Here is a 14,767-nt window from a genome sequence, read left to right on the forward strand (position 1 = left end):
TGGCATTCGCCCTTGTCAGCCGCATGACGTGCAGTATGAGACAGCGAAGTTTACTTTGCGGTCAGCGCGAATGTCTATAGTTAGAGATGTATCCTTCCGAGACTATGCATAAGTAGTACTTTAATTTGGCCTAATCTTGAGTTGTCGCACGTTTTCTTGTTTCTTTATCAAACAAACTATAAATTACCGGAACAACATATAAAGTTAAAAAAGTAGAACTAATTAATCCTCCAATTACTGTAATGCCCATTGGTTGATTGATTTCTGTTCCTTCCCCAATACCTAGCGCAAGTGGTACTAACCCTAAGATGGTCGTTAACGCAGTCATGAGAATAGGTCTTACACGATCTCGTACCGAGGTTGTTATAGCTTCGTATGATGCCATCCCCTCTGCTTTTCGCTGATTAATATATTCTACCAATACAATTCCGTTATTAACTACAATTCCTACTAAGATAAGAATCCCTATTACTGCTGAAATACTTATTGGTGTATTTGTTGTAAATAATCCAAAGAATATTCCAATGACAATTAGGGGTACTGTAAACATAATAACAAATGGATACTTGTATGATTCAAACTGGGCAGCCATTACAATGAATACTAAAACAACTGCCAATAAAACCGCCAAGATCATATCGTTTGTTGCATTATCTAATAATTCCCGATCTCCACCAAATGAAATAGAAACATTGTTTGGCAATTGTGCTCTTTCAATTGCAGCATCTACTGAATCAGACATTTCCCCTAATGAAATATTAGAATCATATTTAACAGTAAATGCAACTGCCCCCGCTTGATTCACTCTACGAATTGTTAAAGGTCCCTCTGCAACCTCTATATGTGCTACTTCCTGTAAGGTAATGTATAGACCAGATGGTGTTCTAAGTTTTAATTGCTTTAGTTGGTCTACGCTATTTCGATAATCTTCATCATAATTAACATATACACCATATACTTCTTCTTGCTCTGAAATAATCTGCGTTGCTATAACTCCTCTTGTTATATTATTGACGGTTTGGGCTATTTGGGCTGGAGCAAGGCCATACTCAGTAGCTGCATCTCTCTTCACCGTCATTTGGACTTCATCAATTGTCTCCGTTAAATCATTTCTTATTTTTGTTATTCCATTTATCTTCTCTATTTCTTTTGTCACTTTATTTACCGCATTATTTAGCTGTTCTTTATTTGCTGAAGTTATTGTAAAAGATAGTGAGTTTGGTGCTGATCCAGCAGCCGTTTGTAAATTAAAGTTTACTTCGACATTTTCTCCAACTGCTTCTATTACCTTAGGTTGAACTTCATCTACAAAAGTAAAAATGGAACGCTCTCTTTGATCTAATGGTATTAGCTTAACAGATATTTCCGCCAAATTAGATCTGGAAGTCCCTCTTGACTGTCCCTCTTGATTGCCGCCTACAAAACTTACATATACTTCTACATCTTTTTCCTTTTGTAATTGTTCCTCAATTTTTTTTACTACTTCGTCTGTTGCAGCTATTGAAGAACCATTTTCTAGCCTAACGGCGATCGTAACAAACCCTTCATCTGTTGCAGGTAAAAATTCTGTTCCCGTACGGAATAAACCAACAGTTGATATTACTAACAAGATTGCCGTAATGGAAAGGATAATCGCTCGATGAGACAATGCCCATCCTACAGAACGCTCAAAGTTGTTGTATGCTTTCGACCGTCTTCTTTTTGCCTCCAGATTTCCCTTTGGCTTCTTCAGCATTCTACTTGCCATCATGGGAATAACTGTTATCGCAACTACTAAGGAAGCAAATAAACTAAAGGATATAGTGAGAGCAAACTCTGTAAAAATTTGACCTATTAATCCAGAAAGAAAGACAACAGGCACAAACACGGCGACAGTTGTTAGTGTGGAAGCAGTAATTGCTCCTATGACTTCTTTTGTTCCAACATAAGTGGCTTCCTTAGGATCTTTACCTAACCCTAAATGCCTTTCAATATTCTCTATTACTACAATGGAATTATCGACGAGCATTCCAATACCAAGCGCTAACGCACCTAGCGTCATAATGTTTAAGGAGAAGCCTGCAAAATACATTAAAACAAATGTCACTATGACAGAATAAGGAATTGCAACACCGACAATAATTGGACTTCTTATACCTTTTAAGAAGACAAATAATATTAACATTGCGAGAATACCGCCACTTATAAGCGTGGTGCCAATATTATCGATTGCAACCTGTATGTAATCTCCTTGGTCGAATAATAGATTTGCTTTAACTCCGTTAAATTCTTTTTTCGATAGCTGCTCCTCTAATGCTTGCTGAAAAGCTTTGGATACATTAGCCGTATTTGCACTTGATTCTTGGAAAACAGATAGTAAAACTGCTGGTTCATTATTCGCTCTTGTTTCAGTGTTTAAATCCTGTTCGGTCAACTCTACAGTAGCAACATCTGCAATAGTTACTTTTTTCCCATCAAGTGGATTAACTGTAATCACTAGATTTTTGATATCGTCTATACTCGTTAATGTACTAACTATTCTAGTTGTAAGTGATTTTTTATCATTTGTTTCCACTGGATTTCCAGGAAAAGAAATATTATTTGCTTGGATAAGTTGAACAATATCGTTTTGTGTTAGTCCTTTTTCTTCTAATGCATTCGGATTTAATAATATTTGTACTTCTTCCACGAGAGAGCCAGATATATTAACATTAGCTACTCCATCAGTACTGATCAATTCTTTTTCTAATTTTTCTGCGATTAAGCGAATATTGCCGTCAGCACTTGTCCCACTAAGTGACAACTGAATAATCGGAAATTGTGCAGGGTCAAACTTTAAAAACTGTGGTTTTAATGCGCCTTCCGGCATGGTAGTTAAATCAATACGTTGTAAAATATCTAATTCAATATCATCCATATCCGTAGACCATTCAAATTCCAATAAGATGAAATTTGCGCCTTCTTGAGAAGTGCTCTTTACTGACTTGATTCCCGGTAAAGTACTTAAAGAGTCCTCTAATGGTTTCGTTATTTTTTCATTTACTTCTACCGAGCTTGCTCCAGGATAACTTGTTACTACTACAGCAACTGGAGGATTTAAGTCGGGAATTAAAGTTACTGGAATTTTAAAGAATGAAACTCCTCCAAGTATAATAATAAGAAACATGATAACTGTGGTAAATACAGGTCTTTTTATGGAGAAATCACTTATTTTCATTTTTTAGGGACCACCTTCTATTTTGCTAATACTATCATATGCCCTACAAAGGCAGAGTTCAAATTTATAATAAACAAAATCTTTACGGAAAATGCGTTTGTTGTCTAGTTTTGGAATATGGAGGGAGGGTTGTGCGATTTAGAATATATATATTGCTTTTCAATGAAATTATATCGTGATTATGCAAGTTACCGTGGTATATATTCTTGAAGGATTATTCATGACTTCCGTCGCTCTCCTACGATTATTCGAGATATAACTTTCAGAGAATAGTAGAGTATGGTTTCTTTCATGTCCATAAAAAAAGAGGTCACTTTATTTAAAAAGTGCCTCCCTCTACGATATTAAAGAAGATTATACAATTTTATATGCTCGTATTTATCTTGGAACCATCTAGTAGCGAACTCGTTTTCAAATAAGAAAACATAGTTGTCATAGCGATCTCTCACAAGCATACTTCTAGGACCTGTCATGGATTCTTTCACATCTTCTTCATTTTCAATCCAACGTGCTACTTTAGATCCAATTGGTTCCATCCGAACTTCCACATTGTATTCATTTCTCATACGGTGCTCAAACACTTCAAATTGGAGCTGTCCAACTGCTCCTAAAATGACTTCTTCTGTATGAAGCGTTTTATAGTATTGAATTGCTCCCTCTTGTACAAGTTGGAGGATTCCTTTATGAAAATGCTTGGATTTCAACACGTTTTTAGCTGTTACTTTTACAAATAGTTCCGGGGTAAATTGAGGAAGTTTTTCATAATTAAATCCTTTTTTCCCTCCGACTACTGTATCACCTATTTGATAGTTTCCTACATCGTAAAGTCCAATAATATCACCAGCTACTGCTGTTTCAACAGTTTCTCGGTCATCAGCTAAAAATTGTGTGGACTGCGTCACTTTGAAGTTTTTACCAGTACGAGCTAGTGTTACATTCATACCTCTCTCAAACTTTCCAGATACGATTCGGACGAATGCGATACGATCTCGGTGAGCAGGATTCATATTAGCTTGAATTTTAAAGATGAAACCAGAGAAATCTTCGTTAATAGGATTAACTTCTTCCCCGTTATCCGTTTTACGCGGCTGTGGAGTAGGGGCAAATTGTAAGTAAGTCTCTAAAAATGTTTGTACACCAAAATTGGTTAATGCACTACCGAAGAATACAGGAGTTAAATCTCCTGAAAGGACTTTTTCTTTGTCGAAGTCATTTCCTGCTTCATCTAACAACATGATGTCTTCCATGGCCTGTGTATAATAAGAAGTTTGTTTCATCGAATGATCAACAGCAAGCTCCCCATCGTCATCTAATGGAAGGTATCGTTGGTCATCTTCCACCCGGAATTGTTCAATGCGTTTGTTATATCGATCGTAAATTCCTAAAAATTCTTTTCCCATGCCTATCGGCCAGTTCATTGCGTAAGATTGGATTCCTAAAACTTCCTCTAATTCTTCCATAAGCTCTAGAGGCTCTTTCCCTTGTCGGTCAAGCTTATTTATAAAAGTAAAAATCGGAATTCCTCTCATTCGACAAACTTTAAATAGTTTTAAAGTTTGTGCTTCAATCCCTTTTGCTGCATCGACAATCATAACCGCACTGTCAACAGCCATTAGCGTTCGATACGTATCTTCACTGAAATCCTGATGTCCTGGTGTATCGAGAATATTAATACGACAATTATTAAAGTCAAATTGCATGACAGAAGATGTAACTGAAATACCACGTTGTTTTTCGATTTCCATCCAGTCAGATGTTGCAAATTTTCCAGATTTCTTCCCTTTTACAGTTCCCGCGTCACGTATAGCTCCACCGAAATATAAAAGCTTTTCGGTAATAGTCGTTTTACCAGCATCCGGATGGGAAATAATCGCAAAGGTTCTTCGTTTTAATATTTCATCTTTTAATTGTAAGTCCATATATTTTGTATCTCCTTCTTATTTACTTTTTTATCATATGGATTTGAGCGTGAAAATACAAGTAAAAAAGAACCAGTCAACGGTTTTTCTGCATATTTTATCGCAGAATTAGTTGCTGATTCTAATCATTTTAAGAAACAGGTATTTAATTTATCTCTAAATAATTCTTACAATAGTTTTGAGTTTACATATGCAAATAAAAGTTTAGCAGTTTGTTCTAATGATTCCACATGCGTACGCTCATAGGCATGTGATGCCTCAATACCTGGTCCGAATAATGCATGCTTTACGTCAAATCCAGCTCGGATGGCAGCAGAAGCATCAGAGCCATAGTGTGGATAAATATCTAATTTATAATCAATATTTTCATGTTTAGCTAGATCTACTAGTTGTCTCGTTAACTCATAATGGTATGGACCAGAAGAGTCTTTCGCACAAATAGAAACAGTATATTCATCTGAAGCTTGCCCATCACCTATTGCTCCCATGTCAACTGCAATATATTCAGTTACTTGTTCTGGTATATTCGAGTTTCCTCCATAACCAATTTCCTCATTATTTGAGATATAAAAGTGAGTAGTGTTAGGGAGTGTCACTTTATTTTCTTGAATGTATTTAATCAATTGAAGTAACAACGCTGTGCTCGCTTTATCATCTAAATGGCGAGATTTTATAAACCCGGATTCTGTTTCTTCAAAACGAGGATCAAAAGAAACAAAATCACCAACTTCAATACCTAACTTACGTGTTTCTTTCGCATTTGTCACTTTTTCATCTACACGAACTTCTATATTATTTTCATCTCGTGGTAATCCACTAGCATTCTTATATACATGAACAGTAGTTTGGTGCATAAGAATCGTTCCACGTATTCTTTTACCATCCGCAGTATGAATTGTACAATACTCTCCTTCTACAGCATTCCAATTGAAGCCACCTACCATTGTAAGTTTTAATCTTCCACTCGACTTAACTTCTTTCACCATAGCTCCAAGTGTATCGGTGTGCGCAGTAAGCAAACGATGCTTGTAGTCATCTTCTCCAGTTATAGTAGCAATTAAAGCACCTTTATTTGTTCGTTGGTAAGTAACTTGTAAATCCGCTAATATTTTCTCCATAAAATCCATTATCTCTTTTGTATAACCGGATGGACTTGGTATTTCGACTAATTGCTTTAACAATGCAATAGTTTCTTCTTTCTCAAATATAAATGACATATATATCCTCCTTATTCACTCATTTATTTTAACAAAATTAATTATTTTCTTACACGACCAATTGAACACCTATTTTTGTTGTATGTACGTTTTTTTAATCGTACCATTTTGAGGAATTTTGTATTCTTACATTCAGTATACCATTTTAGATATTATTAAGTGAAAAGCATTACAAAGGAAGAGGAATCTATCCACTTCATAGATTATTGACTTAAAAGACTGCTTTGTTGATTCACTGTTGGCGGACGCTTTTCGCTGTCGGTCCGTTACCAACTAAATTTTTCCCTGAGCTTACAACGAAGTGCTAGCAAAATCTTTTGTTTGCGACGTGCTTTCCGAAGATGCAACGATGAATGCTATCGTTCGTCAACAGTTTGAAAGGACTGCTAATGAAGCAGTCCTCTTAGTTGAAAGTTTGGAATTTCCTCTGAATGTAACGGTTTAGAATAATAAAACCCTTGAACTGTATGGCAATCATGTAATTTAAGAAAATCAATTACCTCTTTTGTTTCTACTCCCTCCGCAACAACCTCTAATCCCAAGCTATGACCAATGCGGATAATGGATTCAACAATAACTTCGTCTCTATTTTCAACAATTCGATTCATAAACATACGGTCGATTTTCAGTGTATGAATCGGTAAATTACTTAGATATCGAAAATTTGAAAAACCAGAACCAAAATCATCCATCGCAATTTTAATACCAAGATCTTTCAAATCAATTAATAGTTTTGTTAAACGTTCAATATTTTTCATTAATACATTTTCCGTAACTTCAAGTTCTAGATAATGTGCTGGTAATCCTGTTTCTTTCAATATTAATTGGATATTTTGAAAAAAATCATTTTGTTCTAGTTCAGCAGGGCTTATATTTACCGATAAGGTATGAAACGATATCCCCATTTTTATCCATTCTACCGCTTGCTTACAGGCTTCTCTCAGCACATATTTACCAATAGGAATTATGAGTCCTGTTTCTTCTGCAAAAGGTATAAAATCATTAGGAGGAATCATTTCTTTTCCTTTTTTATTCCATCTAATCAACGCTTCAAAACCATGAACCGTCTCTGTTTTTAAATTGATTTTCGGTTGATAAACTAATATAAACTCTTTTTTCTCAAGACCTGTTCGTATGTCGCTTTCTAATTGAACTTTATTCACAAAACCTTCTACATGTGCTTGATCAAATACTACTACATTTCTCTTTCCACTTTCTTTTGAAACATTTAATGCTAAGTCTGCAGATCGATGTAATGTTTGATAGGATGTACCGTGGTTTGGATAAAAGGAGATTCCTACTGAACAAGATATATATACTTCCATTTCATCAATTAAGAATGGTTGCTCCATTTCTTGTATTAGTAATTCTGCACAACGAAATGGTGTATCTATTAGTTGATCATCGTCTAAAAGAAGAACAAATTCATCTCCGCCAATTCGATATAAAAGTCCTTCTCCTTTTTTCTGAATATATTTCTTTATTCTCGTAGTAACTTTTTTCAATAATTTATCCCCTGTGACGTGTCCTAGGGAATCATTAATATTTTTAAATCGATCTAAATCCATATATAAAAAGCTGAAAGGCTTATTTTCATTAATCTTTTTAATTACATCTCTTTCCAAAGCTGCCGCATTAAAGGTATTGGTTAAATGGTCAAAATAAGCAATTTCTGCTAATTTTTTTCTAGTATACTCTAACTCGGTAATATCGTTACCAAAACCTACTACAGCTGTAACTTTTCCTTTACGTTCGTAAGGTGAAAGTGTTATATAGATGCATTTTTCATCAAACCATTCTTTATACGATACCTCTTCTCCTTTAAACACATATTGGAGGTGACCTACTAATCTTTCGGTCATTTCTTCGGAAAAATATGCATCAATAGGTGTAGATAGTAATAAATTCTTTTCCAAAAATGTATCTCTTGAGGGTTGAACAGGCTCTAATCCTCGTTTAGATAAATATTCATGGGCTATTTTTCCGCTCAATAAAGAAAAACCAAAATTTCCGAAAGCATCGAGTTTTACTTGGAATACTAAGTTATTTACATAATTCGCTACAGTTGCAAAGGAAGATACTAAAGAAGATTGTAACAATTTTTCCTTCTCTTTTTCTGATGTTATATCAGTTCGGATACTCAAGAAATAAGATTCTTTTTCATTTAATTCAACAGGTAGAATATATGTTTTTACCCAATATAATTCACCATTTTTTCTTCGATTACATATTTCGCCTTCCCAAACTTCACCACTTAAGATTGTATTCCATATTTTTCGAAAGAAAGAAGCAGGGTGTACGTTGGAGTTCACAACTTTATGTGTTTTACCAACTAATTCTGATTTTGCATACCCAGATATCTCTACAAATCGATCATTCACATATAGAATTTGACCAGATTTATTTGTCACTGCTACTATCATTGTTTCGTTTAGGGCATAATCCATTAGTTCCATCTTGAAGAAAGCATCTTCTAGTTGCTCCTGAAGGATCATATCTTCAGCTAAAGACTCATTAAAAATCGCCTTTTTAACTGTATATAGCAGTTCATCTGATTTTGTATCGAAAATAGATCCCATAATTTCCTCTTTCTCCTTCTGATGAATTAGTTATATTGTCTCTGATAATTTACTATCGTTAGATATTTATGTTTAGTTCATCATAAGGAATAAGTAATGGTTTTCTTTTAATTTAACACATATCATCATAAAAAACTCTATAAATTTTAATATACACTTGCTTCTTTTATTAAAAAGTCCAAAATTTCAAAAAAACATCCACAGATTTGTAACAATCGTGGATGTTTTTTATTATTTTAAAAGACTTCTGACAAGCTTCACTTTATTTTTATAAGGAGGAAATACTAGGTCAATTGGTAATTTCGTATTCTTTTTAATAATAGACTTTTGATGTGTAAACAAAGTAAAACTTGCCTTGCCATGGTATGCATGTACTCCTGAGTTACCTACCCCACCAAAAGGTAAAAAAGCATTTCCCGCATGGGTAATTGTATCATTAATACAACCTCCGCCAAATGAAAACTCTTCTAAAAAATAATTTTGAGCCCGCTCATGCTCACTAAACATATATGCTGCAAGAGGCTTAGGCAATGTACGTATTTGTCGAATTATCGCTGGCAAATTGTTGTAGGAAATGATAGGTAAAATGGGACCAAATATTTCATCTTCCATAGAAGGACTTGAAAAACTAACACCATCTAATAAAGTTGGTTCTATATATAAATCATCTTTATCGGTACTTCCACCAAAAATAATATGATCCTTTTCTTCATCTAGTATTTTTTTCAAGCGATCAAATTGAGCTGCATTTACAATTCGCCCTAAATCGACACTATTTTGAATATTTTCTCCGTAAAATTGATGAATAGATTGTTTTAAAAGATCAACAAACTTTTCTTTTACACTTTCTTCTACCAAAACATAATCAGGAGCAATACATGTTTGACCTGAATTAACTAATTTTCCCCATATTATCCTCTTTGCTGCCACTTCCAGATTTGCAGTATGATCTACTATTACTGGGCTTTTACCGCCAAGCTCAAGAGCTATAGGCGTTAAACGTTCTGAAGCAGCCTTCATGACAATTTTGCCCACTTTAACACTACCCGTGAAAAAAATGAAATCGAATGGAGCGTGGATTAATAATGAAGTTTCTTCTTTTTCCCCTTCTAAAACTCGTATATAGCCAGGATCAAATGTCTCTTCTATAATCTTCTTAATGACTTCAGCAGTATAGGGTGTGGATTCAGAGGGTTTGATAATTGCACAATTTCCCCCACAAATGGCTCCCAAAAGTGGTTCCATCACTAATTGAAATGGATAGTTAAATGGAGCAATAATCAGGACAGTTCCATAAGGGTCATTTACTATAAAGCTTTTTGATGGCATTAATGCTAATGGGGTTTTTACTTGCATCGGTTCCATCCATTTTTCCAAGTTTTTTTTCATATAAGATATATTGTCATATACAAGTCCTATTTCAGTTGTATATGCTTCAAATTCACTTTTACGTAAATCATTATATAAAGCTTTAATAACTTCCTTCTCATATTTTTTGATTGATTTTTTAAGCTTGTCAAGTTGTTCTAACCTAAAATTAGCTGATCTTGTTTTACGAGAATAAAAAAAATTTTGATGTTCCTCTAAAATATTTTCCAATTGTTGGGCAGTAAAATTCATCATAACATCTCCTTTTTTCATTCAAAACCATATATACTAAACGTTCTTTATATTAGAATCATACAATTATTTTCTAGTCTAGGAAAGAATATCACATATAAGTTTTTTTCTGATATACATGATTCTTATCAAAGGTGGAAATACTCTTTTATGTAGAGAAAATTCTTTCCTTACACTTTCCACTCCATTAGTCTATAAGTCTTGCTTTGGTTGTGTGATATTTGATTCATTTTCTAATTAACAAGTTTGTTAACCAAACTTTTTAGGGTATGTATTGGTCAAATGGACAAACAGAAAATTAAAGGAGGAAATAGAAATGACAATAACAGAAACTTGGTGGGAAACCATTTTTACTGGAGCAATTGCAATGGGGATTAATAAGGAACGTATAGATGAATTGGATGAAGAATCGTTTTTATACTTCAAGGAAGTACAAGACGAAATGGAGAGCAATAATTGAATAATGTATTCACATAGAATCAGCTTCCTTCTTATTATATAAAGGAAGCTGATTTTTTATTCAATATTTCTCCATAAGTATAAAGAAGCATAGCTTAAATAAGGTGACCAAGATTCAAAATGGATAATAATTTCTTCTTTCGAAGGCTTTTTCTCCATATTCCACATTTGTTTTAATGAGTTTTGAAGTCCTATATCTCCTACCGGAAAAAGATTCTCTCTACCAAGGCCAAAAAGTAAAAAACTTTCTGCAGTCCAAGGACCTATCCCTCGATAGGAAGTCAATTTTTTCATAATCGTCTCATCAGTCTCATTAACGAGGGTATTCAATTTTAACTCCTCTGTTGCAATTGCTTTCGAAATACCAATTATATATTCCGCTTTTCTTGTACTAAATTGCATACCTCTTAGTGTGTCCACTTCTAGTTTTGCTATTTTATCAGCAGTAGGGTAGATCCATACACCATCTATCTGTTCACTAAATGTTTGCACAAATCTAGTTGTTAATGTTCTTGCAAAAGAAAGATTTAATTGTTGATGAATAATGCTTTTTATTATATTTTCGTATAAAGAAAAATCCGTAATGATAGGAGTACCTTCAAATTTTAAGAATAAATCCTTCAGATTTGTTTTTATAAAATGTGCATGAACTGCATCTAGACTGCGATCAAAATGAAAAATGGACAATATACGTTGAAGCTGTTCATCCGATTCTATTCCGGTTAGTATAAACTTCGGCTCTCGATGTGATCCAATACTTTTTACAGTAATAATGGAATGATCTAATGGAACTCTAACTATTTGATTGGCTAAATCTACAGAATTTAGAGGGTCTAATGATAATCTGCTGATTGCTTCATCAAAACGATAAGCAAATGGTAACTCTATTATATGTGTCAACAGTTTCTCTCCTTTATTTATATGCTAAACTAATGACGGTGATAAAATGAAAAAGTTATTATTAATAATTATTTCTTTGCTTTTTGGTTGTGAGGAAATTCCATCTAACGGTATTACTAAAACAAGTGGCTCTACTGATCAAATTCCAGTTGAATTACTTGAAGTAATTGACGGAGATACAATTAAAGTAAATTATAAGGGAAATACCGAAACAATTCGATATTTACTTATTGACACACCTGAAATAAATCATAAACAACTTGGAAAACAACCTTTTAGTGAAGAAGCAAAGAATCGTAACAAAGAAATACTAAGCAACGGAAATTTAACAATTGAATTCGACGTAGGAAATCGATTGGATAATTACGGTCGCATGCTTGCCTATATTTACATAGATGGAGTAAGTGTTCAAGAAACTCTTTTAGAAGAAGGTTTAGCACGTGTTGCTTACGTATTTCCGCCAAACACAAGGTATTTAGACGACTTTGAAAAAGCATCTAATATTGCGGAGAAAGGGAAAGTTGGAGTATGGGAAACCCCCAACTATGTTACTTCACGTGGTTTTGATTCTTCTGTGTTAGTCGAAGATAAGGATTCTTCCAGAGAGCCAATTGGTAAATGTTTGATTAAAGGAAACATTAGCAAAGAAGGCAAGAAAATTTTTCATGTTCCTAGTGGAAATAATTATGATGTAACTAAACCGGAAGAATGGTTTTGCACAGAAGAGGAAGCAATTAAAGCAGGCTTTAGTAAAGCTAGAGAATATTAAAGCGCTTATATTATAAGTTAGTTGTGTGTTTTTACAGATAATAGGAGAAGCACAAAGTCGCGTCCGAAGATACAATTTCGGACGCGACTCTGTTATTTTATTTGTTATTGTTGATAATGACCCTGGCAGCTTTGTTGTTCAAATTTTGCATTTTTAAAAGACTTTATAGAAACGAATGGTACTGTATCTCTGATATTTTTCAGGGTGTGCACCTTACACCTGCAGGCAGCACGAAGGGCACTAAAAAACTTACATTATAAATGACGTAATTGTTTTTTGAATATAAAGTGCCTTATTTCTCTTTGTCATTTTATTAAATCACCATATATCGGCTTAAATTGAGGGTTTCTTGGGTTGTATTATGGGGATTAACTACCTGCAATTACTTAAATTTAGAGGTTCAGACAAAAAACGAGTATGTGAATGAAATGACGTTCACATACTCGCTAAAAAAATATCTTGATTAGTTTTTCAGTGCCCTCAGTAGCACGAAGAAAGCCCTCAATTCAGTAGCGACTCCTCCGCGGAGGCACATGCTTAGAGAGCGACAAGCGGAAGTTCGGTCAGCACTAATGCCTATCGATTAGTACAGTGCCCTTTCATTCTTTAAATATCTATAATGAACTATTTAAGTTCGAGATCCTTTAACCTTTGTTTCAGGTGCAGTTTCTTCTGGAGGGATATCCTCAAATGTTTCGTTTGCCTCTGCTAAATCACGTGTTCGATGTGCTAAACGAGAAGCCGCGCTTGCAGCAATACTGGCAACTATATCATCTAAAAATGTATGGATAGTGCCTGTCTCTGCCTTTGTGTCCAATTTTGAAATAATACCGATTTTATTTTTATCTAAATGACCAAAAGTTGTCACTGCAATACTTCCATACGTATACACTGCTCCCAGAGCAATCGTTTCATCTATACCAAATAACCCTTCGTCTGCTTCTACAATCTGTTGCAATGGCTCCGATAATAACTTTTTCTCAGCTAGTTCATCTAGTTCAATCCCAACTAAAATGGCATGCTGCATTTCTCTTTTCTTTAAAACACTTTTAATCGACTCGATACAATGCTCAATTGTTAGACCTTTATTGTATGGAAATTGCATTTCATAAACGATTTTAGCAATCTCTTCGATTGTCACACCTCTTCGAAGTAATGCATCATTTGCAGCTTTCTCAACAGTCCGTGAATGTACTTTTGATGTCTGTCTGTCCAATTTAATTAACCCCTTTATTTATCTGATTTATTTTGAACTCAGCGCTGTCCCATATTCATAACCATCGAAATAATAATCTTTCAAATTTTCTAGTTGTTGTTCATTATACCTCTCTTCATGTATATGTTACAATTTCTATACAACATGATTATTGTAGGAGGTTCTTTATGAATAAAGGAGTTGTAAAAGATCTAACACTTTTTAGTGAATCTTTACAAGAAGAAATGCAGTTACTTATATACTTACCACCAAATTATTCGCCATTATATAAATACAGTGTACTTATTGCAAATGACGGTAAAGACTATTTTCAATTGGGAAGAATTTCTCGAGTGGCTGACGAGCTGTATGAAGAAAATGAAATTGAAAACCTTATTATTGTTGGTATTCCATATAAAAATGTGAAAGATCGTAGAGCAAAATATCATCCAGACGGAGAAAAGCATAAAGCGTACATACGTTTTTTAGCGCATGAACTCGTTCCTTATATTGATGCCAATTATCCTACCTATCAAATGGGTTTAGGCAGAGCACTAATCGGTGATTCACTTGCTGCTACAGTATCCTTACTTACGGCTTTACAATATCCTAATACATTTGGCAAAGTTATTTTACATTCTCCTCTAGTAAATGAGTATGTATTGAATCAAGTTGAAAAACATAAAGAAATACATGCATTTTCACTTTATCATGTCATTGGCTTGGAAGAGACAGATGTTAAAACAGGAGATGGACTAATCACAGACTTTGTCACACCAAATAGATCTTTGCATAATTTATTCATAAAAAAAGGATTTACGACATTTTATGACGAATTAGATGGAAACCACACTTGGAAGCTTTGGCAACCAGATATAAGGCGTTCACTAAAAAACAATTTCGGCTTGTAAAT

10 protein-coding genes are annotated in these 14,767 nt (G+C 34.2%); 3 read left to right on the plus strand and 7 right to left on the minus strand.

Annotated features, from left to right (window positions below):
- Positions 1-130: 130 nt before the first annotated feature.
- The 5 genes from PGC35_RS00875 to PGC35_RS00895 form a co-directional block, all read right to left on the minus strand.
- On the minus strand, positions 131-3,196 hold the full coding sequence (locus PGC35_RS00875; RefSeq protein ID WP_375217825.1) for an efflux RND transporter permease subunit: 3,066 nt from the start codon (positions 3,194-3,196) through the stop codon (positions 131-133).
- Positions 3,197-3,540: 344 nt separating this feature from the next.
- A complete protein-coding gene (locus PGC35_RS00880) occupies positions 3,541-5,115 on the minus strand; it encodes a peptide chain release factor 3 (protein ID WP_275784416.1) in 1,575 nt (524 codons plus the stop codon).
- A gap of 167 nt (positions 5,116-5,282) precedes the next feature.
- Entirely contained in the window at positions 5,283-6,332 is a 1,050-nt protein-coding gene (locus PGC35_RS00885) for a M42 family metallopeptidase (protein WP_375217826.1), read from the minus strand.
- Positions 6,333-6,718: 386 nt separating this feature from the next.
- On the minus strand, positions 6,719-8,911 hold the full coding sequence (locus PGC35_RS00890; protein WP_056827514.1) for a sensor domain-containing protein: 2,193 nt from the start codon (positions 8,909-8,911) through the stop codon (positions 6,719-6,721).
- Between the two features lie 231 nt (positions 8,912-9,142).
- The gene (locus tag PGC35_RS00895; protein WP_375217827.1) at positions 9,143-10,531 is read right to left on the minus strand and encodes an aldehyde dehydrogenase; all 1,389 of its coding nucleotides are present in this window, start codon (positions 10,529-10,531) and stop codon (positions 9,143-9,145) included.
- Positions 10,532-10,847: 316 nt separating this feature from the next.
- On the opposite strand from PGC35_RS00895, the gene PGC35_RS00900 reads away from it, so the two are divergent.
- Positions 10,848-10,991, plus strand: a complete 144-nt coding sequence (locus tag PGC35_RS00900; RefSeq protein ID WP_197275637.1) for a hypothetical protein — start codon at positions 10,848-10,850, stop codon at positions 10,989-10,991.
- 56 nt (positions 10,992-11,047) lie between these two features.
- On the opposite strand, the gene PGC35_RS00905 is transcribed toward PGC35_RS00900, so the two are convergent.
- The gene (locus tag PGC35_RS00905; protein WP_375217828.1) at positions 11,048-11,890 is read right to left on the minus strand and encodes a DNA-3-methyladenine glycosylase family protein; all 843 of its coding nucleotides are present in this window, start codon (positions 11,888-11,890) and stop codon (positions 11,048-11,050) included.
- A gap of 46 nt (positions 11,891-11,936) precedes the next feature.
- Here PGC35_RS00905 and PGC35_RS00910 point away from each other — a divergent pair, with 46 nt between their 5' ends.
- On the plus strand, positions 11,937-12,659 hold the full coding sequence (locus PGC35_RS00910) for a thermonuclease family protein (RefSeq protein WP_375217829.1): 723 nt from the start codon (positions 11,937-11,939) through the stop codon (positions 12,657-12,659).
- 628 nt (positions 12,660-13,287) lie between these two features.
- On the opposite strand, the gene PGC35_RS00915 is transcribed toward PGC35_RS00910, so the two are convergent.
- Positions 13,288-13,875, minus strand: coding sequence for a phosphatidylglycerophosphatase A family protein (locus tag PGC35_RS00915; RefSeq protein WP_053590209.1), 588 nt, complete (start codon positions 13,873-13,875; stop codon positions 13,288-13,290).
- Positions 13,876-14,042: 167 nt separating this feature from the next.
- Between PGC35_RS00915 and PGC35_RS00920 the strand changes: the two genes are divergently transcribed.
- Positions 14,043-14,765, plus strand: coding sequence for an alpha/beta hydrolase (locus PGC35_RS00920; protein WP_053590210.1), 723 nt, complete (start codon positions 14,043-14,045; stop codon positions 14,763-14,765).
- The last annotated feature ends 2 nt before the right edge of the window (positions 14,766-14,767 follow it).

Origin of the sequence: Psychrobacillus sp. PGGUH221 (assembly GCF_042055255.1) — a bacterium.
Classification (GTDB): Bacteria; Bacillota; Bacilli; order Bacillales_A; family Planococcaceae; genus Psychrobacillus.

Coding starts and splice junctions, on each gene's coding strand:
- PGC35_RS00880 (WP_275784416.1), bottom strand. CDS start 5,115: ATGGACTTACAATTAAAAGATGAAATATTAAAACGAAGAACCTTTGCG.
- PGC35_RS00890 (WP_056827514.1), bottom strand. CDS start 8,911: ATGGGATCTATTTTCGATACAAAATCAGATGAACTGCTATATACAGTT.
- PGC35_RS00895 (WP_375217827.1), bottom strand. CDS start 10,531: ATGAATTTTACTGCCCAACAATTGGAAAATATTTTAGAGGAACATCAA.
- PGC35_RS00875 (WP_375217825.1), bottom strand. CDS start 3,196: ATGAAAATAAGTGATTTCTCCATAAAAAGACCTGTATTTACCACAGTT.
- PGC35_RS00910 (WP_375217829.1), top strand. CDS start 11,937: ATGAAAAAGTTATTATTAATAATTATTTCTTTGCTTTTTGGTTGTGAG.
- PGC35_RS00885 (WP_375217826.1), bottom strand. CDS start 6,332: ATGTCATTTATATTTGAGAAAGAAGAAACTATTGCATTGTTAAAGCAA.
- PGC35_RS00920 (WP_053590210.1), top strand. CDS start 14,043: ATGAATAAAGGAGTTGTAAAAGATCTAACACTTTTTAGTGAATCTTTA.
- PGC35_RS00900 (WP_197275637.1), top strand. CDS start 10,848: ATGACAATAACAGAAACTTGGTGGGAAACCATTTTTACTGGAGCAATT.